This window comes from Desulfosporosinus fructosivorans, assembly GCF_004766045.1.
GTDB classification, from domain to species: Bacteria; Bacillota; Desulfitobacteriia; order Desulfitobacteriales; family Desulfitobacteriaceae; genus Desulfosporosinus; species Desulfosporosinus fructosivorans.
The window spans coordinates 55,830-76,375 of sequence record NZ_SPQQ01000012.1; the positions used below are offsets into that span (position 1 = coordinate 55,830).

Consider the following 20,546-nt stretch of genomic DNA (forward strand, 5'->3'; position numbering starts at 1 on the left):
TAAATTTTATAGATATTACTGTAAAAAAAATGCTTGACTTGGAGTTAACTCTAGATGATAGACTATGACACGAGGTTGATCTCTGTTAGCCGAATCTCCCAATGTTAGTCCTTGTTATAGTGTTTAGAAATAATATAATAACAAAGCTGAAAAACTATAAGAAGCAATTTAGAAAGAAAGGTAAAAAATAGAATGGAAAAAAATTTAGGTTTTGGATGTATGAGGTTACCACTTCTGGACAAAAATGACCAGACATCGTTTGATACAGAAACCTTAAATAAACTAGTAGATACCTTTCTGGAGAAAGGATTTACTTATTTTGATACTGCTTATGTCTATCATGGTTATATGAGTGAGGACGTAATGAGAGAAGCTCTTGTCAAAAGACATAAACGTGATGATTTTGCACTTGCGACAAAGCTTCCAATGAGAGATGTAAAAACTGTGGAAGATCAGGAAAAAGTCTTTAATGAACAGCTTGAAAAATGTGGTGTGGAGTTTTTCGATTATTATCTGCTTCACAATATTGGCGTTATTTCCTATAAGAAGGCCTGTGAACTTGACAGTTTTAGTTTTGGAATTAATAAAAAGAAAGCAGGCAAGATCAAGAACCTTGGTATGTCATTCCATGATACACCGGAATTACTGGATGAGATTTTAACGGCTCATCCGACATTGGATTTTGTTCAATTACAGATAAATTATATTGACTGGGAAAATCCAAGTATTCAGTCAAGAAGGTGCTATGAGGTAGCCAGAAAACATAACAAACCAATTATAGTCATGGAACCATGTAAAGGAGGCACTTTAGCGTTAGTTCCGGAAAAAGCAGAAAAATTAATGAAAGACTATAATCCGGAAGCATCCATTCCATCCTGGGCAATCCGATTTGCGGCCAGTCAGGAAGGGGTCATCATGGTACTGAGTGGAATGAATACCATGGAACAGGTACTTGATAATACGTTATATATGGCGGACTTCAAACCTCTGAACGAAGAAGAGTACAAGATTATCAATCAGGTCAGCGAAATTATCAATGAAAATACTGCAATTCCCTGCACAATCTGCAGATATTGCGAAAAGGGCTGTCCGAAAAAAATTGCTATACCGGACTACTTTGCCTTATATAACAGTACAAAACGTGCTACGAGTGATAACTTTTCCAGTCAGTTTGTCTATTATTTAAACCTTACGGCAAATCACGGTAAGGCAAGTGACTGCATAGGCTGTAAACAATGTGAACAAGCTTGTCCTCAGCATTTGAAGATTACAGAGCTCTTAAAAGATGTTTCGGCGACATTTGATGTAACTCCTCAGTTTCCCACTAGAAAGTAAAAATAGAAGCAATGCGAAAAGACTATGAGAATCAGTGAAACGGAATTGCAAACTGAGAGGAGGTAATATCCTATGACGATTGCAGAAATAAGTAAGAAATTCGATCTCACGCAGGATACACTGCGCTATTATGAACGCATCGGACTGCTTCCGAGTGTAAATCGTAATAAAGGCGGAAACAGAGATTATACAGAAGAAGACTGTAAGTGGATTGAATTTATCAAATGTATGCGGAGCTCAGGTCTTCCGATTGAGGTATTAATTGAGTATGTAAGGCTCTTTCAACAGGGTGATGAAACTATTGAAGCCAGAAAAGAGTTGTTAACTGAGCAGCGTAAGCAGTTAATCGTCAAAATGGAAGACATGCATAGAACGCTGGAACGCCTGAATTACAAGATTGCTGTATATGAACAGTCGGTGGTACCCAAAGAAAAAATGCTAAAAAAATCGGAGGATTAGTTTTATGGGTAAAAAAGTATTAGTGTTATCCGCCAGCCCGAGGAAAGGCGGTAATTCCGATCTACTGTGCGATCAGTTTTTACTTGGTGCACAGGAGGCGGGAAATCAGACGGAAAAGATTTTTTTGGGAGATAAGAAGATTGGCTACTGTACCGGCTGCGAGGTTTGCTACGACACCCACAAGTGTGTTCAGAAGGACGACATGGTGGAAATTTTAGAGAAAATAATTGCCGCCGATGTAATCGTTATGGCGACGCCAGTTTACTTCTATACTATGAACGCTCAGATGAAAACCCTGATTGATCGAACGGTTCCAAGATATGAAGAAATTACAGGCAAAGAGTTCTATTTCATCGTTGCCGCAGCCGACAGCAGTAAAGAGTCCATGGAAAGGACCCTTGAGGGCTTTCGAGGTTTTACATTATGTCTGAATGATGCCATAGAAAAGGGTGTTGTCTACGGTGTCGGAGCATGGCATAAGGGGGATATCCACGGAAGCAAGGCCATACATGGGGCCAATGAAATGGGGAAGAGTGTTTAAGACTTCAGCTTGCAGTTGAAGGGGATGTATCAGCTGGCCCAGCCGAATGGTTGGAACCCGTGACGGATGAATTTGCGAGTTCAATAAATTTAAAGCTTAGCGTCCTTTGAAAGGTGCTAAGCTTTTCGTAATGCCAAGTTATAGGACCCAAAAGGAACAGGATCATTGGAGGAATAAACAGATGACGAGAGATGAATTGGCAAAAGCAATATACGAGGTATCACATCTGGAAGGAAACTTTACGTTGAATAACTGTAATTTTATTCAATATATTATACAACCGCTTCATTATTAATTTAGTCAAAGTTCAACAAAAATTATTTTTCCCTCGTCTAAATTTAAAGATTGTTTTACTGTTGAAGCTAAATTAGGTTAAACTCATAATTAACTTCAGATAAATGTTCCTGACTTTTAATAAAATTTCTTTCTCTAAAAATCAACTTCAAACGAATTATCTAAAACATTTGCGACACTGGTTCGGTAATACCGCCATTTTATGGGGTATTACCGAACCAGTGTCAGCATAGGTGAATATAGGAACTTTCAGATCAATTGTTGAATGTTAGGGGTAGCGGTTACGACGTTGCAAGAGGGTGCGGGATGTTAGGCAAAGTGTTCTAACTGTGCTGTTCTTGGGGGCTTCTTACTCAGTTATCCTTACAATCTCTGATTTCCTGTTTACCTTTTCATTAAACTTAGCCGCATCAATGATGAATCTCTCATGAGTACCTTCAGAAATTTGGTCTACCCCATCATGGGCTTCAACATGAAACAATAATCTTTTACCTTCGATCTTTTCTAACCGTAGTTTAACTGTAACAGTTAAACCTGGCGGTGTAGCGGCAATGTGGCTTAATTTAACATCGGTTCCAACGGTTTGTTCATTAGGCCAATCCAAATGAGGATTGATAGCTTTAATACATGCCCATTCAAATAAGCCCACCATAAATCCCGTTCCAAACACTTTAGGCATTGCTTGGAATTCTTCCGATTCAGGGTAAAGATAAGGAACAGTTTTGTTTTCTGGAACAGTAAACTTAAACTCATAATACAAACCAGATTGTAAAGTGCTTTTCATTTGAAACACCTCCTTAATTTAAAGTAAATATATAGGAGTATTCTTTATTAAGCAAATTAATTAATTTCATTTGCATAAATTAAAAGTATTTATATATTGAATTTTTAATTTTCTTGAGTAAAGAGGTCGAACTGCATCTTAGTTCACGCACTTGCTCAATAGCTTGGAACCATAGCCCATTGTGCACTAACCAACGTTTAGTAAAGTCTTCTAGTAGGTCAAGAGCTTGCTATAATGTTGAATATTCTATATTTTTTGTTTACTTCCTTCAATGTGAAATAATTCATTAAAAGAATTTCATTGTCAATATTATTGATTTTGTTGTAAGTTAATTGAAAACTACTTGCTAACAAATAGTTTTCAACAAAATAATCTGTTATAAAAAATAGGCTTTCGTCAGCCTTTTTTTATAACAGATTTTTAGTTTAAATTCGCTTTAAAATTTCCTTTAATTGATTTTGTTCTTCTGAACTAAATTGTTTTAATACTTCTATATTTACTTCTTCAATAATTTTACCTATTGGCTCACGCAAGTTGGATCCCTTTTTAGTTAATTCAACTTTAAAGGTTCGCCGATCTTCTATACCAATATTCCTCATAATCAATGCTTTGCTTTCCAATCTATCAAGGATTCCAGTGATAGTTGAACCATCTAAACTCAAAACATTCCCAATTTGCTTGGGGGTTTGACTGCCCTCATCCCAAAGACATTGTAATACTCCATATTGCACAGGCGTTACGTTAAACGGATCAAGTTCTGACTTTAAATATTTAAAAACTTTTTGTTGTGCCTGAGTTAGTAAGAAATTAATACATTCAGTCATTTCCATAATTACTCACCTCTTTTTTTTAGTTATATAACCACTATATTTCAAACTTGTTAATTTTGTCAATTAAGTTTACAAAGCATAATTTAACTTGGAATTTCTCGAAAGGAACTTTGAATTCTAAAGTACTATTTTTATACAAATTTATACATTTTTATACATATTAATTTGTTGACAAATTATTTGTTAGCAAGTAATATATTGATTATCAAACATATTTGAATATTAAGTATATTGCAAATTCGGGGGTGATATGGGGTTTTAGTATGCGTTATGGAAACGTGAACCTATATTTAAGTAGGCTAAATAAAAATTCTATATTTTTTAGCCAAGTAGCGAACAATTAAATAGTCTCTCGGCATTTCGGGAGCTAAAACAGGAAAATTCCCCAAAAATAACTGGGAATTATTGAAGCTCAAAGAGAAATGTCGTAAACAGGATGCTTATTAAAGATGAACATGACAAATAAGCGTCACAGTCTTCCTTTTAAAACACAAAAGATCGTTAAGCAGTCTTGGGGAAAATTAATACTTTAAGATCAGCGAAGTTCTCTTTCGAGTGAGAATACCAAGTGTCCATGTGTTGACACATCATAATGCGAGAGGCTATTTAAAATTTGGAGGAGGCAATCAAAATGGATTTTAATTTATCAGAAGAACAAGAAATGATTATGAACACGACAAGATTATTTGCACAAAAGGAACTTTTACCTATCGTATTTGAGAGCGACGAAAAAAGTGAATTTCCTGTAGAACTTTATAAGAAGATGGGTGAGATGGGTTTGCTGGGCTTACCGTTCTCATCAGAATATGGTGGTTCCGACGGAGATTATTTATCCTACATCTTAGCCGTAGAAGAAATTTCCAAGGTGCATAGTGCCGTTGGTATCTCATATTCTGTAAATACCTCTCTCTGTGCAGGAGGAATATATCAAAACGCTTCAGAGGAACAAAAGAAAAAATATCTTCCAGATCTATGTTCCGGAAAGAAATTTGGCTCCTTCGGATTAACTGAGCCAAATGCGGGCTCAGATGCAGCAGGTGTAAGAACTACAGCTAAAAAAAATGGAGATCACTATATATTAAATGGTTCCAAATGCTTCATTACAAATGGCCCTCTATCAGAGACCTTCTTAGTATTTGCTTCAGTTGATATAAGTCAAGGAACAAAAGGATTAACAGCGTTTATTGTTGAAAAAAGTTTCCCGGGATTTTCAATAGGCACTATTGAAAACAAATGTGGGATAAGAGCTACTCAAGTTTCAGAACTGCTTTTTGATGACTGTATTGTCCCAGTTGAAAACTTAGTAGGACAAGAGGGAAAAGGTTTTGGCATAGCAATGAAAACTCTTGATGGTGGGAGATTCGGAGTCGCAGCACAAGGACTTGGTCTTGCAGAAGGAGCATTTGATATAGCGGTACAATATATGAAAGATAGAATACAGTTTGGCAAGCCTTTATTTAAGAATCAATATTTAGCATTTAAAATGGCTGAATTAGAGATTGAAATTGAACAAGCTAAGTATTTATTGTATAAAGGAGTTCTTGATAAACAAGCAGGAAGACCTTATGCAGTTTCAGCAGCTAAGGCAAAAATGGCTTGTACAGATGCAGCGATGCATGTAACTATAGAATGTGTTCAAATGCTTGGTGGAAATGGCTTCATGAAGGATTATCATGTTGAAAGAATGATGAGAGATGCTAAGATAACTCAGATCTATGAAGGAACAAATCAAATAATGAGAATGATTATTGCCGGAAATACTTTTAAATAATTTAAACTTAGATCCTCAGTTATAACAGATTTACGACCATGGCAGAGGGCGGAATGAATACCGGAATGGATACGCTTCCCCATAACGTCGCTGTTATTACGCTCCCAGTTATCACTGGGTTGACCCATAAGGAATGGTAACGAGATATTTTCGTATTAAGACACCACGGCTTTATCGCCCTTCAAACAATTTTCTATTTTGAGTAATGAGATTTCCTTAAATTCGAGGTTGCAATGATGAAGAAGGAAATATTAAGACCAACCGACGGCTTATGGAGTGATGTCGTTAAGTTGAAAGGAGAGAATGAATGAAAGAGTGTATTGCTTGTCATTCTAGACAAATAAAACAGGTGGATATCATAACAAGAGATGATGTATTTACCTTAATTGAGAATAGTGAAGTAGTTGTTAGTCCACAAAGTCAAAAGATAATAAAGTTTGTTTGTTTAAATTGTGGATTCCTAAACCTTTATGCAGAGGACTATTTTTAGGAAACTGCTACCATAGTTTGCAACATGAATCCAAGGCAGCAAGTGGAATGGATACGCTTCCCCATAACGTCGCTGTTATTACGCTCTTATCTATCACCTATAAGCGAAATTAAAGTGTTTTTTTCTCAGTTACTTATTAAGACCGGGACGCTATTATCATATCGTGTTCATGTTTGCCTTAAAACAGATAATTGACACTTCTGGGTACTTATCAATAATTGACTAGTCGTATACTCAAGTCAATTGGTTTTTTGAATATTGTATTAATTTGTTGAAGAGATCTCTCTAAGTAATATTTTGGTATTCAGATCGATCTCTACCATTTGAGAATTGCTTGACTACTCTAATCTCAGATCCTTCCGGCCGGCCAGATGCCTTTAATCCTGACTTGATGAAGTGTGAACAACAGAGAAGCCTGGAAGTTCTGTGTTAGCTTTTGTTGGTGAGCAATCCCATACCCATTTTCATTTGTACTGTTTAAGTAGTCCAACTACTTTTAAAATTTAACGGAATCATGACTGAAGTGTCCACTGTAACTTAATAATCGGAATATCCTTATCTAATGCCCCGCAATTTGCGGGGCAGGTTAACTCACTGAGGATAACATTGGAGGAGGGGCATAATATGAAGAAGGTTATTATACTGACAGCAGAAGAGGCTGTTGATTTAGTTGAAGATGGGGACACTCTTTGTACAAGTGGATTTGTTGGAAATAGTCTTCCGGAAGCACTTTTTAAGGCTATAGAAAAGAAATTTTTAGAGACTGGCTATCCTCAAAATATAACTTTGTTTTATCCAGCATCACAAGGCAGCAGGAACGGCACAGGCGGTGATCATTTTGCTCACGAAGCTTTGGTTAAAAGAGTAATAGCAGGTCATTTAAATACTGCTCCAAAGTTAGGCGAACTGTGTCTAGCTAATAAATGTGAAGGTTATAACTTACCACAAGGTGCTTTGGAATATATTATTAGAGATGCTGCGGGTCATAGGCCTGGTACAATTACACATGTTGGATTAGGTACTTTTGTTGATCCAAGAAATGGCGGAGGTAAAATAAACGCTAGGACGACAGAAGATTTAGTAGAAGTTATAAAAATCGGCAATGAAGAAAAGCTTTTCTACAAAGCATTTCCTATAGATATCGCCTTCCTTAGAGGTACTTATGCGGATGATTATGGTAATGTAACCCTAGAAAAAGAAGTAGCTACTATTGAGGTTACCTCTATAGCACAGGCAGTTATAAATAATGGTGGAAAAGTAATTGTTCAAGTGGAAAAGGTTGTAAAAGGTGGTACTTTAGACCCCAGACTGGTACAAATACCCGGCATTTATGTTCATGCTGTTGTAGAAGTAGTTGATATGAAAGATCATGAACAAAGTGTTGGACATGAATATAATCCAGCACTTTGTGGGGAAGTAAGAGCACCTGAAGGTAGTGTGGAAATGACCCCCTTGACTATTAAAAAAGTTCTTGGCAGAAGAGCAGCTATGGAATTGGTAGAGGATACAGTTGTTAATTTAGGTGTAGGAACACCTGAGTATGTTGCTCAAGTTGCAAGTGAAGAAGGAATAGCAAGTTATATGACATTAACTGTTGAATCAGGGGCAATAGGTGGCAGTCCTCAAGGTGGAGCTAGATTTGGTGCTACTTTAAATCCTGACGCTATTATTGACCAAAATAGTCAGTTTGATTTTTATGATGGCGGCGGTCTGGACATGGCATTTTTAGGCTTAGCTGAATGTGATGAAGAGGGTAACATTAATGTTAGTAAATTTGGCCCCAAAATACCAGGATGTGGTGGTTTCATCAATATCACCCAAAATGCCAAAAAAGTATTCTTCTGCGGTACATTCACAGCGGGAGGCTTAAAGGAAAGAATTGAAGATGGCAAGCTAATAATAGACCAAGAAGGTAAGCAAAGGAAATTTATTAAACAAGTTGAACAGGTTACATTTAGCGGAAGATATGCAATTAAAACTGAACAACCCGTTTTATATATAACAGAAAGAGCTGTATTTGAATTAAAAGAAGATGGACTTAACTTAATAGAAGTTGCTCCTGGAATTGATATCCAAACACAAATTATAGATTTAATGGATTTTGTCCCTAAGATTGACAAGAATGTTAAGATTATGGACTCAAGACTTTTTAGTGAAGAATTAATGAACTTGAAAAAATAATCAAAGAGGGAGATTAATCTATGTTTACAATGGGGATTGATATTGGGTCCTCATCCTCAAAGGTTGTAATACTTGAAGATGGAGTTAATATTATCGCTGGAGAGGTTATTCAGATTGGAACAGGTTCTACAGGACCAAAACGTGTACTAGATGAAGCTCTTTCAAAAGCAGGTCTTAACTTGCAAGACATGGCTAGAATTATTGCTACAGGCTACGGAAGATCTTCTGTGGAAGCAGCAGATAAACAAATTAGCGAAATCAGTTGTCAGGCTAAGGGAGTTTTCTTTTTAGTTCCTTCAGCAAAAATTATTATTGATATCGGTGGTCAAGATGTTAAGGCAATTAAACTTGACAGCAAAGGCGGCGTTAAGCAGTTTTTTATGAATGATAAATGTGCCGCTGGAACAGGACGTTTTCTCGATGTTATGTCACGAGTACTTGAAGTTAATCTTGATGAAATGGCAGAATACGATTCTCGTGCAACAGAACCTGCTAGTATCAGTAGCACTTGTACAGTTTTTGCAGAATCTGAGGTAATATCGCAGCTTTCAAACGGAGTTGCTAAAGAGAACATTATTGCCGGGGTGCACCAGTCAGTTGCTAGCAAAGCCTGTGGACTTGCCTATAGATGTGGGGTGGAAGAGGACATTGTTATGTGCGGAGGAGTTGCCAAAGACTTAGGGGTTGTTAGGGCAATAAGCAGAGAACTAAAAAAACCAGTAATTGTTGCTCCTAATCCACAAACTACAGCTGCACTTGGAGCAGCTATATTTGCCTTCGAAGAAGCTATTAGAGCTAATAAATAAAGGGAAGAGGTATGGTAAATGACTGATACAACAAATATGAGTGCAAAAGAATTGTTAGGTTTTTATCAAGAAGAATTGTATGAAGAAGCGAGACAAGCAAAAAAAGAAGGAAAACTTGTTTGTTGGTCTGCATCTGTTGCTCCTTCGGAGCTTTGTGTTACTATGGATATTGCTATGATATATCCTGAAACACATGCTGCGGGTATTGGTGCAAGAAAAGGTGCATTAGATATGCTTGAAGTTGCAGATGGAAAAGGCTATAACCTGGATACTTGCTCTTATGCAAGAGTAAATCTTGGTTATATGGAACTTTTAAAAGAAGAGGCTTTAACGGGAAAAACACCAGAAAAGCTTGAAAAATCCCCAGCGGCAAGAATACCACTTCCCGATCTTCTAATAACATGTAACAACATTTGTAACACATTGCTTAAGTGGTATGAGAATCTTGCCGTTGAATTAAATATTCCTCTCATCATAATTGATGTGCCATTTAATCATACAATGCCAATTCCACAGTATGCTATGGATTATATTGCGGAACAGTTTAAGGATGCTATTGCTCAGCTTGAGGAAATTTGTGGTAAGAAATTCGACTATGACAAATTTTTGAAAGTACAGGAACAAACACAACGTTCTGTTGCCCAATGGAACAGAGTTGCTGCTTTGTCATCACATAAACCATCACCTTTAAATTGTTTTGATCTTTTCAACTATATGGCACTTATAGTTTGTGCAAGAAGTAAAGACTACGCAGAAATTACATTTAAAAAGTTTGCCGATGAACTTGAAGAAAATCTTAAAAATGGTATCTTCGCGTTTAAAGGAAGTGAACAAAGGCGTGTAACTTGGGAGGGTATAGCTGTTTGGCCACACCTTGGACATACATTTAAAGGATTAAAGAATCTTGGCAATATAATGACAGGTTCAGCTTATCCTGGTCTGTGGAATCTTTCTTATACACCAGGTGATATGAGTTCAATGGCGGAAGCTTATACTAGAATTTATATAAATACTTGTCTTGATAACAAAGTTAAGGTTCTTAGTGACATAATTAGTGGAGGAAAGTGTGACGGTGTTGTTTATCATCAAAACAGAAGCTGTAAGCTAATGAGTTTTCTAAATGTAGAAACTGCTGATATGCTACAAAAAGAAAATGGTTTACCATATGTAAGCTTTGATGGAGACCAAACTGATCCTCGTAACTTTGCTCCTGCACAGTTTGATACACGTGTACAGGCGTTAGATGAAATGATGAAGCAGAATAAGGAGGGAGTTTCTAATGAGTAGAATTGAAAATATTATAAGCGAATTATCTTCGATTTCAAATAATCCCAAAAAGGCTATGGAAGATTATAAGAAAGAAACTGGCAAAGGGTCAGTAGGTGTTATGCCTTATTATGCTCCTGAAGAAATAATTCATGCTGCAGGTTTTCTTCCAGTAGGCATTTGGGGAGGACAAAAGAGTATTTCTAAAGCCCGTGCATATTTACCTCCATTTGCTTGTTCAATTATGCAATCCGTTATGGAAATGCAGCTTGAAGGTGTATATGATGATTTAGAAGCTATACTTTCCCCCGTTCTTTGTGACACTTTAAAATGTCTTAGCCAAAAATGGAAAGGAACATCACCTGTCATCGTATTTACTCATCCTCAAAACAGAAAACTAGAAGCAGCAAATAAGTTTCTTGCTGAGGAATATAGGCTTGTTCGTGAAAAACTAGAAAAAATATTGGATGTTAAGATTACAGATGAGGCACTAAACAAAAGCATTGAAATCTATAACGAAAATCGTAAAGTAATGCGTGAATTTACAGACATAGCTACTAATTATCCTCAGATTATTGATCCAATAAAACGTCATGCTATTATTAAAGCAAGATGTTTTATGGAAAAATCTAAACATACCGCTATGGTAAAAGAATTGAATGCAGAGCTTATATCTTTGCCTGTAGAAGCCTTTACGGGTAAAAAGGTTGTTTTAACAGGAATTATGGCTGAACCAAATGAAGTATTAGAAATATTAAAAGAAAACGGTTTTGCTGTTGTTGCAGACGACCTTGCGCAGGAATCAAGACAGTTTAGAAATGATGTTCCATCAGGTACAGACCCACTATATAGATTGGCTAAATGGTGGCAAGAATTCGATGGTTGTTCTCTTGCTACAGATGCGAAAAAATCAAGAGGTCCTATGCTTATGGATATGGTTAAAGTATCTAAGGCAGATGCAGTTGTGGTTTGCATGATGAAGTTCTGTGACCCAGAAGAATTCGACTATCCAATCTACTATAGACAGTTTGAAGAAGCTGGAATTAAGAGCTTATTTATAGAAATTGACCTCGAAACAACATCCTTTGAACAGACTAAAACCAGAGTTCAAAGTTTTAGTGAAATGCTGTGATTTCTAAGTTAATAGAACTTTAAGTTATATCTCTTGTTGCTTGTTTGTAGCATGATTCTGTGGGAAGAGGTAGTATTTCACCCTTCCCACTTTGTATGTTCAGTAGAGAATTAGGGTTACTTATTAAAGTTTCGCTTAAATTGAATTATTAAATAATTAATTAAGTGGTCTGACAAGCGTGTGCCATATTTGAAGCGTTATAAAGGAGGTATAAGGATGTTAGCTCGTGAAGTCTTGGAAGAACTTGTTCAAGTGCTCGGTCGTGAGAATGTCCTCACAGAGCAGGAAGACTTATTGACCTATGCTTATGACGCAACTGCGGCGATGAAACATCATAAGCCGGATGTTGTGGTTGCACCTCTATCTACTGAACAGGTGGCAGATGTCGTAAAGATTGCCATGCGCTACCATGTCCCTATCTATCCGCGTGGTTCTGGAACGAACCTTAGTGGGGGAACTATTCCCGTTGAAGGGGGTATCGTTCTCTCAATGCTCAACCTTAACAAAATTTTGGAAGTAGATCAGGATAATTTAACGGCAACTGTTCAACCTGGGGTGATCATCCAGGCTCTGAATGATGAAGCGGCAAAACACGGGTTATTGTATCCGCCGGATCCCGGTACAGTCACCACAGCAACTATGGGTGGCTCGGTTTCGGAGTGTTCGGGTGGATTGCGTGGCCTAAAATACGGAGTGACCAAACATTATATTATGGGTTTACAATTGGTTTTGGCGAATGGGGAGGTCATTCGCTGGGGTGGAAAAACGGTTAAAAATGTCACAGGGTATGATTTAGTGGCCCTCTTTACTGGGGCTGAAGGGACATTGGGGATTATTACCGAAATTATTGTTAAACTAATACCGGCTCCCGAGGCACGCAAAAGTATTTTGGCAATATTTGATGACGTAGATAAGGCTGGGAGAGCCATTGCGTCTATTATTCGCAATAAGGTCATTCCGGCAACTCTAGAGATTATGGATAATGTGACGATTCAGACTGTGGAAGAATTTGTCCATGCAGGACTTCCGCTCGATGCCGTAGCAGTCCTGTTGTGTGAAGTCGATGGGTACAAAGAAGTTGTCCAACGGGAAGCAATTTTAGTCGAACGGATTTTGAAAGAAGAAGGAGCCGTTCAGGTTAAAATTGCTAAAGACGATAAAGAACGTGACCTTTTGTGGTTAGCGCGTCGTAGTGCTTTGCCCTCTCTTGCTAAGAAAAGGCCTACGACCGTGCTAGAAGATGCGACCGTTCCCCGAAGCAAAATCCCGGATATGCTTAAAGCGATTCGTAGAATTGCAACAAAACACAATTTACAAATTGCCACCTTTGGGCATGCCGGAGATGGGAACTTACATCCCACGATTTTGACAGATGAACGTGATACCGAAGAAATGAAACGGGTTCACCTAGCAGTGGACGAAATTTTCCAAGTGGCCATATCTCTCGGAGGAACCCTTTCTGGCGAACATGGAATTGGTATTGCCAAAATGAAATTTCTTGACTGGGAATTTGGTGAAGCTGGTGTAGCGGCATTACGACACATTAAAGAAGCCCTAGATCCTAACTATATTTTGAATCCTGGGAAGATTGTAAGGAGGGACTAGTCGTGTCCGTATATAATTCACTGGATTCGATTACCGAAGAACTCCGTAATTGTATGAAATGCGGAAACTGCCAAGCTGTATGCCCGATTTATAAGGAAACACGTCAAGAAGTAGCGACTGCAAGGGGAAAGATTAGTCTAGCGGAATTTATCCTCTCCGGAGAAATAGAGATGACTGCAGGCATGGCGGATCGCTTTTCCCTCTGCACAACCTGTATGGCCTGTAATACTAATTGCCCTTGCGGCGTTCGGTTTGATAAAATTATTCTTGCAGCAAGAGCGGAATCCGTCCGTAAAAAAGGGCTACATCCGGTCAAAAAAATTGCCTTTACTGCGTTGAAGATGCAGCGAGTGTTTGATTTCGGGATGAAGGCGGGAAGTATCTTCCAGGGTGTTGCCTTAAAGAACATACCGAATAGGCACAGCAAACTAGCACGGATGCGTGTTGATATTGGGATAGGCAAAGAAAAAGTATTCCCAATGTTGTCCAAGAAGACCTTGCGTTCCGAGTTCCCTGAAGTGATTAAGGTTAAAAACCCAAAGATGAGAGTTGGGTTTTTCACGGGCTGCATGATCAACTATTTTTACACGGACATCGGCAGAGCGGTGATCGAGGTGCTTACGGAAAATGACATCGAAGTTGTCATTCCTAAGTTCCAGGCTTGTTGTGGTATTCCAGCCTCGGTCAATGGGGATGTGGCTTCAGCACGTACTTTGGCCAAACGCAATTTACGGGCCTTTGAGAAGATGGGGGCAGACGCCTTAGTCGTTGCCTGTTCTTCTGGTGGTACTGCTTGGAAACATGTTTATGGAGAATTGCTTGAAAATGATCGCGAACTTAAAGCCTTGGCGGATAAGTGGGCTAAGAAATCCTATGATATTTCTGAGTTCCTGATTCATCAAGTTCCCTTTAAGAAAGAAGGTTTGGGTCGAGTAGCGCGTAAAGTGACGTATCATGAACCTTGTCACTTAAACCGTGGACAGGGGATTAGTAATGAACCGCGCGAAATTTTAAAGAGCATTCCCGGTGTGGAATTGATTGAAATGAAAGAGCCGGGTCGTTGTTGTGGTATGGCTGGATCATTCAGCCTTGTACACCCGGATCTCTCCGTACAAATTTCTGATCGTAAAACAGCAGATATCCAGACGACCAATACGGATACAGTAGCAACGGGTTGTCCAGCTTGTCGGTTGCAGCTACAAAGTGGGGTCGAAAATGCTGGATTTGACGAAGAAGTATTGCATACTGTTCAAATCTTGGCTGAGTCTTATCGAGTCGGTAAGGAAGAACTAAAACGTTCTAAATAGTTGGAATGATGGAAACGCTTTAAATAAGTGTTTCCATGTTTTTTGTAAGAATATTAGGTTTTGTAAGTGAGAAAATCAATAAGTAAAATAAATTCTCCGAGAAACGAGGAAGTGAGAATCCGTCCAAGCAAAAGCACTTCTTAAGGGATCAATAAACTGATTCTTTAAAAGGGTGGGCCGGATTTGAAGGTTGAAGACAAAATATGAAGGATAATGAAGGGTGTATTTTTAAATGATGTGGGAAGCCTTTACAGATAAAGCCAATTTTTCCGTAAAGGCGATAATGTCTGTATCAGCTGAATGCTGCACAAGGCGGTCATCTTAGGTCAATGAAGGCAGCGAAGCAGCAGCGGCGACCGCAGTGGAAATCAAGCTGACGGCTGCTGCCGAACCGCTGGCTTTCATCGCCGACCGGCAGTCTAGTTTATTCCGTCCCAGCCTTTAAGGCTTCGCTCATGGGGATACGCGCCAGTTTTTTCCGGCAGAGCAATTTGGCGAACTCATAGGTAACCAGCACCATCACAAAACCCAGGAGCATATACCAGACGTTAAGCTTAACCGGCAGTACGATCTGCAGGCTGTCCGTCAGTGATCCGTACAGCGCTCCCACGGTTCCCAGCAAAGCGGGAATACCGAGCAGATAGCCCGCGATGACGATCAGGGTATTGCTGCCCAAGATCAGTTTGCCAATTTCTTTTTTTCTATAGCCGAAAACCTTCATCAGCGAGATGCTGGTTCGGCTTTCGTCAACTACCAGGCCGGTGACAATATAGATGATCAGCAACCCAACGATAAAGGCGGCGGCAATCAGGCCGTAAATCATCGGGGCCATTTGAGCAAGCAAGATGCCGAAACCCGTGACAATGGCGTCGATGGATTTGGTGCTGCGAATCTCGCCCTGAGCAAAGGTCCTCGGCTGGTCGCTCCAGATTCCGATATAAGCGTCCGTCGGAAGCTTAAACTCTGAGTTGAATTGAGCGAGAGGCATAAACAGGAAATCCCCGGCATAGGTATCGGCTATCTTTTCAATCTTAAAGGTGTGCTCCTGACCATTATCCGTGTCGAACACCGTCAGGTTGCAGCCTTCGTTCACATTCAGTTTTTGCGCCAGGGGAGCCGTAATTGTGGTCTGTTCCGGTTTGAAGGGCTGTCCGGAGCTGTCTTTAAGTTTGATCTTGTCGGTGTCCGGCAGAACTCCGGTCACATAAAAGCTAAGATCCTCATTGCCGCTCAGGCTCACATAGGCTGCGCCGAACTGTTCGGTGCCTGCCGGCGCTGGCCCGGTTTTCTCCGAGGTGAAAACGTATTCGTACTTCAGGTTGTACAATTCCTTGATCCCCTCGTTGAGCATATAGTCAACCGAGCTTTTCATGGTCAAGCCGTACAGCATGAGCATCGTGGCGACGACAATCCCAAAGAGCAGGAAGAAGGTTCGGGATAAGCTGCGGACTTGTTCCCGGATTTGGAATTTGGTGTTGAATTTCCAGCGGTCAAGGCGCAGATGCCGCTCGATGAAATTCGTCTTGGTTTTGGTTTCCCCACCTTTCATAAGGATGGCCGGCGGGGTTTTCAGGATCTTATTAGTAATTCCCCAGGTGACGCCGCAAAGAATGAGCACCGGCAGCAGAACCTCAAAAACAATCAACCAGGGATTAGAGATGGTTTCATAGACCGGCATGGGAAAGGCCGTCAGCATAAACTTAAAGACACTGTTCATCAGCAGCAGACCTAATAATGAGCCGGCCGCCGAGCCGATCACGGACACCAAAAGCGGGAAGGTCAGATAATGGCGGAGCAATTCCCTTCTTCGGTAGCCTTGGGCGTAAAATGTCCCGATGATGACGGATTCGCTCTGGATCATCCGCCACATCAGCATCCCGAGCAAAACACAGGAGAGCCCTAGCATGGCCAGCGGCACAGCGGCGCTCATCGTGGACAATACGCTGATCTCCATGGGCACATAGGAGACATTGACTTTCTTTTCCGTACTCTGCCAGTTTGTGATGTTGACACCTTGTGAACGCAGCACGTTTTTGACGGCTGCTTCCTGAGCTTTGATATTTTCCCGTTCGTCAAAACGGATAGCATAAACCTCGTTCTGATCCGGCAAGGCTTCGAAATCCGCTTTGCTGACAACACCCGTACCGAAGGTCTTGGGGTCGTTCATGATCTCTTCTTTGGACTTAACCACGTAAATGAAATTAGGCAGAAAACTATAGCCGGAAACGGTGAATTCCTTGTCCGCCACCGTGATGGTGTCGCCGATGGCGTAGCCGTTGGTCTCGGCAAACAAGCGGTCGAGGGTGATTTCGGAAGCGCCCGGCAAGTTCCCCGCTGCAACGGCCGGAATATTGACCTCATCCATCAGACTGAACACCCGCAGGGTTTGACGGGGCTTCGCTTGGCAATCGGCCGTGCCGCCCAGCTCAACCTGCGCTGCAAACTTGTTGCCCAACGCCGCAGGGTCAATTTTGCCATTGACCGAAAACTCCGCGTCGGACAGCATATTGCGCTGGGAAAATGTGCTGAAGGTATGGTTCAAATTGAGCGAGGTTGTATTCAGCATAACGAACATCATACTGCTGATCATGAGCAAAAGCAGGGAGCCGATGTAGCGGGGCTTTTGCTCCAGCATGGTCCGGATGGCTTTTCTCAAGAGCGTCATTACCACTCAATCCTTTCCGCCGAAATCGTTTCCTCATGCCGGATCGTTTCCACAATTTCGCCGCTGCGCAGCTTGTAAACTACATTCGCCATTTCGCCGATGGCGGTGTTATGGGTGATCATTAAAATAGTTGTGCCTAATTCGGCGTTGAGGTTTTGCAGAAGGGTAAGGACCCCGCGGGATGTTTCATAATCCAAGGCGCCGGTTGGCTCATCACACAAAAGCAGCTTGGGGTTCTTGACAATCGCCCGGGCGATAGCGACCCGCTGCTGCTCTCCGCCGGAAAGCTCTCTGGGGAAACTCCTTTTTTTCCCTGCCAGGCCAACCGCTTTCAGTACTGTATCTATATCCAGCGGGGTTTTGGCGATGTTGGAAACTACCTCGATATTTTCCGCGACCGTGAGATTGGGTACGAGATTATAAAACTGGAAGATAAAACCCACCGAGTCCCGGCGATAATCCGTCAGCTGGGCATCATCAAGAGTGCTAAGCTCCAGGCCGTCGACCTGGATACTGCCGCTGTCCACGCGATCAACGCCGCCGATCATGTTCATCAGGGTGGACTTACCTGAGCCGGAGGGGCCGAGGATCACGCCGGTTTGCCCTTTTTCCAGGGTCAGGCTTACTCCCTTGAGTACCTCACTTTTATTCTTACCCGCGTTATAGCTCTTTTTCAGATTTTTAACCGTAATAAACATGCTTATCGCCCCATTCCGTTTTTTAATAACTCGATCACTTGGTTGATGGTGGCTTCAATTTCCTGATAGACGGAATCACTTAGTTCAAAATTATTTTCGGTTATGATCCTGAAGACATAGTCATCAAACTGACTGGTAACTCCCTTGTAGTAGAGCGCGAGGATTGAATCATCCAGGTCAGTCCGAATCGTCCCTTTTTGTTTGCCGACAGCGATAAGCTGCAGGATATATTTATCCCCGATTTTCCAGAGCTCATCGTTGATGGTTTTGGTCAGGCTGCCGAATTTTCCGGACATGATGTCTTGGAAGAACAGCATCAGGGTGGTTTCTTGATTAAGCAATTCGACACGCTTGCGCCCATCCTTGAGCAGATAGTCAAAGACATCCATCTCCTGCAGCGGCGTATATTTGTCGATCTCTCTCATGAAATATTCCATTGACCAGGTCACCGAGTGCATGAAGAGCTCCTTTTTATTTTCAAAATATTGATAGATACTGCCCTTGGCCACAGCGGCATTTTCGGCGATGGTTTCGACCTTGGCTTTCGCGAAACCGTTGGTATGAAACTCGCTGATCGCCGCTCGTACCACCCGTTCCTGCTTTTCTTCATCAAGTCTGAAAAATGTTTTCTTGGGCACTAAGCAGCACCATCCTTTTTTATAATCAAGCACATGACTCGTTAGTCATATTTTATGACTTTTAAGTCATAAAAGCAATACTCTTTGGTAAAGTGACGAAGAAAATTTTTGCAAGCAGTTAGAGCAGTCAAATCTGAGCTAGGTCCCCGCCACACCCGGTTGATTTATTATTATTTGAAAAAATGATCGAGTTCAATAGTTTGGGTAAGGCAGAATGTTCAACTTTTTGGCGGAAATAGAAATAGGATAGCCCTTAGAGGATCATTTTTTGCTGACAGCCCGACCATATCAAGTAATTCCTTGTTGCACTTTTCCTTTTCTAAATAGATTGATAATGTGCTGCTCAAATTGAAATATGAGCAGCACATTATGCTTATGGTCATGTCAGCCGCCATGCCGACACACCCTAAAGGTCTCCAGAGGTAGCCGCCCCCGAAAGCTTATATAGCAGAACCAATCTGTTCGTTTACTATAGTATAATTGTGTCATATAATTGAGAGCATCAGACAGACATATAACTCTTATAGTTAGAAGGTGAAGATCATCGAAAAAAGGATAGTATACGTTGACAATGCAGCAACAACCGCTCTTTCTGATAAAGCGCTGGAGGCCATGCTTCCCTATTTTGGCAAGCATTATGCAAATCCTTCCGCCATACATAATTACGGATCGGATGCCAAAGCTGCGCTTGAGCGTTCTAGAAGACTCATTGCAAGCGCCATAGGAGCTAAAAATAATGAAATTTTCTTTACTTCCGGGGGAACGGAGTCGGATAATTGGGCTCTCCGGGGAATTGTAGAAGCATACTCATACAAAGGGAAACACATTATTACTACCACTGTTGAGCATAACGCAGTGGTTAAGACAACCGAAGCCCTTGAAAAGCAAGGCTATGAGGTAACATACCTGCCTGTGGATAAATACGGACGGATAACGCCAGAGCAGCTTTCGGATGCTATAAGGGACGATACGATTCTGGTCAGCATCATGATGGCGAATAACGAAATTGGTACCATTTTACCGATAAAGGAGCTGTGTGATGTAGCTCATAAAAGAAACGTGCTTTTCCACACAGATGCGGTACAGGCAGTGGGGCACATCAAGATCAACGTCAGAGAGCTTGGCATCGACCTGCTTTCCATATCCGCGCATAAATTTCAAGGCCCCAAAGGTGTTGGTGCTCTGTTTGTAAGAATTGGACGTATTATTTCTCCGCTCATGTATGGAGGAGGTCAGGAAAGAGGCTCAAGATCAGGGACTGAAAATGTGCCGGGCATAGTGGGCATGGCAGCTGCACTTGAAGATGCTGTGCTAGATATGGATGATAACAATAAAAAAATCATTTCCATGAGAGATAGGATTATCCAGGGAATACTCAAGATTTCCGGCTCATACCTGACGGGCGATCCTGAAAACCGGCTGCCGGGCCATGCTTCATTTGCTTTTGAGGGATTGGATTCAAAACCTATTGTAACAACTTTAAGCAAGGCCGGCATCTATGCCAGTTCAGCGAGCGCTTGCAGTGCAGGCTCAGTAAAGCCCTCACGCATCCTGCTTGCAACGGGAGCGTCCGAATCGCTTGCATATGGTACCTTGCGTATTACGCTTAATGAGTACAACAGCGAAGAGGACATTGACTATTTGCTTGAGACTATTCCCTCAGTTATTTCTACGCTGCGTATGGAATAAAAGGCGATACCTTGAAGAAAAATATAAATCAAAATCCTTCTTAATGATGATTGCA

16 protein-coding genes and 1 pseudogene are annotated in these 20,546 nt (G+C 40.8%); 11 read left to right on the forward strand and 6 right to left on the reverse strand.

Features of this window, described 5'->3' with window-relative positions; all coding sequences use genetic code 11:
- The first annotated feature begins 192 nt into the window (after positions 1-192).
- From E4K67_RS24165 to E4K67_RS24175, 3 genes are all read left to right on the forward strand, one after another.
- Entirely contained in the window at positions 193-1,335 is a 1,143-nt protein-coding gene (locus E4K67_RS24165; RefSeq protein WP_135551449.1) for an aldo/keto reductase, read from the forward strand.
- 72 nt (positions 1,336-1,407) lie between these two features.
- Complete coding sequence (locus E4K67_RS24170; RefSeq protein WP_135551451.1) at positions 1,408-1,794, forward strand: MerR family transcriptional regulator; 387 nt, start codon at positions 1,408-1,410, stop codon at positions 1,792-1,794.
- Between the two features lie 4 nt (positions 1,795-1,798).
- Positions 1,799-2,335 carry a flavodoxin family protein gene (locus E4K67_RS24175; protein ID WP_135551453.1) on the forward strand — a complete coding sequence of 179 codons (537 nt, stop codon included), beginning with the start codon at positions 1,799-1,801 and terminating at the stop codon, positions 2,333-2,335.
- Between the two features lie 643 nt (positions 2,336-2,978).
- Here the strand turns inward: E4K67_RS24175 and E4K67_RS24180 are convergent.
- The 3 genes and pseudogenes from E4K67_RS24180 to E4K67_RS24185 form a co-directional block, all read right to left on the reverse strand.
- The gene (locus tag E4K67_RS24180) at positions 2,979-3,413 is read right to left on the reverse strand and encodes a thioesterase family protein (RefSeq protein WP_135551455.1); all 435 of its coding nucleotides are present in this window, start codon (positions 3,411-3,413) and stop codon (positions 2,979-2,981) included.
- A gap of 79 nt (positions 3,414-3,492) precedes the next feature.
- A pseudogene (locus E4K67_RS30820) lies at positions 3,493-3,630 on the reverse strand (DUF6125 family protein); the annotation flags it as partial.
- A 208-nt stretch (positions 3,631-3,838) separates the two neighbouring features.
- Positions 3,839-4,243: a MarR family winged helix-turn-helix transcriptional regulator gene (locus E4K67_RS24185; protein WP_135551456.1), complete on the reverse strand. Its 405-nt coding sequence runs from the start codon at positions 4,241-4,243 to the stop codon at positions 3,839-3,841.
- Positions 4,244-4,874: 631 nt separating this feature from the next.
- Here E4K67_RS24185 and E4K67_RS24190 point away from each other — a divergent pair.
- The 7 genes from E4K67_RS24190 to E4K67_RS24230 all read left to right on the forward strand — a co-directional run bounded on the left by E4K67_RS24190 (position 4,875) and on the right by E4K67_RS24230 (position 14,801).
- A complete protein-coding gene (locus tag E4K67_RS24190) occupies positions 4,875-6,014 on the forward strand; it encodes an acyl-CoA dehydrogenase family protein (RefSeq protein WP_135551458.1) in 1,140 nt (379 codons plus the stop codon).
- A 1,114-nt stretch (positions 6,015-7,128) separates the two neighbouring features.
- Positions 7,129-8,685 carry an acyl CoA:acetate/3-ketoacid CoA transferase gene (locus E4K67_RS24205; RefSeq protein WP_135551461.1) on the forward strand — a complete coding sequence of 519 codons (1,557 nt, stop codon included), beginning with the start codon at positions 7,129-7,131 and terminating at the stop codon, positions 8,683-8,685.
- 20 nt (positions 8,686-8,705) lie between these two features.
- Positions 8,706-9,491, forward strand: coding sequence for an acyl-CoA dehydratase activase (locus E4K67_RS24210; protein WP_135551463.1), 786 nt, complete (start codon positions 8,706-8,708; stop codon positions 9,489-9,491).
- 18 nt (positions 9,492-9,509) lie between these two features.
- Positions 9,510-10,778, forward strand: a complete 1,269-nt coding sequence (locus E4K67_RS24215; RefSeq protein ID WP_135551465.1) for a 2-hydroxyacyl-CoA dehydratase subunit D — start codon at positions 9,510-9,512, stop codon at positions 10,776-10,778.
- Positions 10,771-11,889, forward strand: a complete 1,119-nt coding sequence (locus tag E4K67_RS24220; protein ID WP_135551467.1) for a 2-hydroxyacyl-CoA dehydratase subunit D — start codon at positions 10,771-10,773, stop codon at positions 11,887-11,889. Before E4K67_RS24215 ends, E4K67_RS24220 begins: the two co-directional genes overlap by 8 nt.
- A 216-nt stretch (positions 11,890-12,105) precedes the next feature.
- A complete protein-coding gene (locus E4K67_RS24225) occupies positions 12,106-13,494 on the forward strand; it encodes an FAD-binding oxidoreductase (protein ID WP_135551468.1) in 1,389 nt (462 codons plus the stop codon).
- A 2-nt stretch (positions 13,495-13,496) separates the two neighbouring features.
- Entirely contained in the window at positions 13,497-14,801 is a 1,305-nt protein-coding gene (locus E4K67_RS24230) for a (Fe-S)-binding protein (protein ID WP_135551470.1), read from the forward strand.
- A gap of 424 nt (positions 14,802-15,225) precedes the next feature.
- Here the strand turns inward: E4K67_RS24230 and E4K67_RS24240 are convergent, their stop codons facing one another.
- Genes E4K67_RS24240 through E4K67_RS24250 form a run of 3 tightly spaced genes read right to left on the reverse strand, consistent with a single transcriptional unit; the run spans position 15,226 to position 18,802 of the window.
- The gene (locus tag E4K67_RS24240; protein WP_135551472.1) at positions 15,226-17,466 is read right to left on the reverse strand and encodes an ABC transporter permease; all 2,241 of its coding nucleotides are present in this window, start codon (positions 17,464-17,466) and stop codon (positions 15,226-15,228) included.
- Positions 17,466-18,164: an ABC transporter ATP-binding protein gene (locus E4K67_RS24245; RefSeq protein ID WP_135551474.1), complete on the reverse strand. Its 699-nt coding sequence runs from the start codon at positions 18,162-18,164 to the stop codon at positions 17,466-17,468. Before E4K67_RS24245 ends, E4K67_RS24240 begins: the two co-directional genes overlap by 1 nt.
- 2 nt (positions 18,165-18,166) lie before the next feature.
- Complete coding sequence (locus tag E4K67_RS24250; protein WP_135551476.1) at positions 18,167-18,802, reverse strand: TetR/AcrR family transcriptional regulator; 636 nt, start codon at positions 18,800-18,802, stop codon at positions 18,167-18,169.
- Positions 18,803-19,345: 543 nt separating this feature from the next.
- Here E4K67_RS24250 and E4K67_RS24260 point away from each other — a divergent pair.
- Entirely contained in the window at positions 19,346-20,491 is a 1,146-nt protein-coding gene (locus E4K67_RS24260; RefSeq protein WP_135551555.1) for a cysteine desulfurase family protein, read from the forward strand.
- Positions 20,492-20,546: the final 55 nt, after the last annotated feature.